The sequence below is a fragment of the Streptomyces sp. UH6 genome (genome assembly GCF_013421635.1).
GTDB classification, from domain to species: Bacteria; Actinomycetota; Actinomycetes; order Streptomycetales; family Streptomycetaceae; genus Streptomyces; species Streptomyces abyssomicinicus.
On sequence record NZ_JACADT010001322.1, the window covers coordinates 1 to 1231 of the forward strand.

Annotated in this window: 2 protein-coding genes; one reads left to right on the forward strand and one right to left on the reverse strand. The window is 73.0% G+C overall.

Translation table 11 applies throughout. The annotated features are described in order from the left end of the window. On the reverse strand, positions 1-194 hold a 194-nt coding region (locus HW445_RS31595), incomplete at its 3' end, for an FAD-dependent oxidoreductase (protein ID WP_180224198.1). 201 nt (positions 195-395) lie between these two features. Here HW445_RS31595 and HW445_RS31600 point away from each other — a divergent pair. Continuing rightward, the coding region (locus tag HW445_RS31600; RefSeq protein WP_180224199.1) for a DUF4349 domain-containing protein at positions 396-1231 on the forward strand (836 nt) is incomplete at its 3' end.

Sequence of the window (1231 nt, forward strand, 5' to 3'; positions counted from 1 at the left end):
GCGCCGAGGTCCACGCGTACGCCGGCGATCTCGCCCGGCAGCAGCTTGCCGCCGACGCGGTCCGAGGCCTCGGCCACGGTCACCGTGGCGCCCCTCTCCAGCAGCCGGTGGGCGGCGGCCAGGCCGGCGACACCGGCTCCGACCACGAGGACGTGCGGGGAACGGACGGTGCCGTGGTGGGTCCCAGTTGCCATGATCCCACTCTCTCAAACCGCCCGTCCGGCACGACGCCGACCCCCGGCCTGCCGTTCGGAGACCGGACCGTGACCGCATCGCGACCTGCGAGGCCAAACGCGGCGGCCCTCTCCGCCGTCGAAGAGGCGAAGACAGAGACAGAGGGGAAGGGGCGGGGCCGAGCGCCACGCCCACGACCCACACGATCCGGGGGGACCCACATGGCCCGCAGAACCCTGGCAGCGATGCTTCTCGCCGCCTCGCTCGCCCTCGCCGGCTGCGGGGCGGGCAGCAGTGCCGAGCTCAGCTCCGCCGCCGACGACAAGTCCGTCTCCCGCGACAACGCGAAGGCCGCCGCTCCCGAGGGGGCGGCGGGGAGCGCGGCCGACGACGGTGCGGCCGAGAAGGGCGACCCGGGGCGGACCGGTGCCGCCCTGGAGAGCGCGCACATCATCCGCACCGCCCAGCTCTCGGTCAGCGTGAAGGACGTCGACGACGCGGTCTCCGAGGCCCGCCGTGTCGCCGAGAGCGCGGGAGGCTACGTCGGCAAGGAGGAGTCCCACTCCTACGACTACGACCGCACGGACGAGACCGAGGTCGTCCTGCGGGTTCCGTCGGAGAAGTACGACGCGGTCCTGAAGGACCTCAAGGGCACCGGCCGCGTCTACTACCACTCGGCCCAGGCGGAGGACGTCACCGACGAGGTCGTCGACGTGGACAGCCGGGTGAAGTCCCAGCGGGCCGGCGTGGAACGGCTGCGCGAGCTGATGGACGAGGCGACCAAGCTCACCGACGTCGTCGCCCTGGAGGGCGAACTCGCCTCGCGGGAGGCCGAGCTGGAGTCGCTGCTGGCCCGGCAGGCGTCCTTGGAGGACCGGACCTCGCTGGCGACCGTCACCCTCACCCTCACCGACGAGGACCACCTCGACGAGGAGAACCGGGAGGATCCCGACCCCGGCATCCTCGACGCCCTCCAGGGCGGCTGGGACGCCTTCGTCTCCACCGTGCACTGGATCGTCCTGGCCGTCGGCGCCGCCCTGCCGTTCGCCGTCGTGCT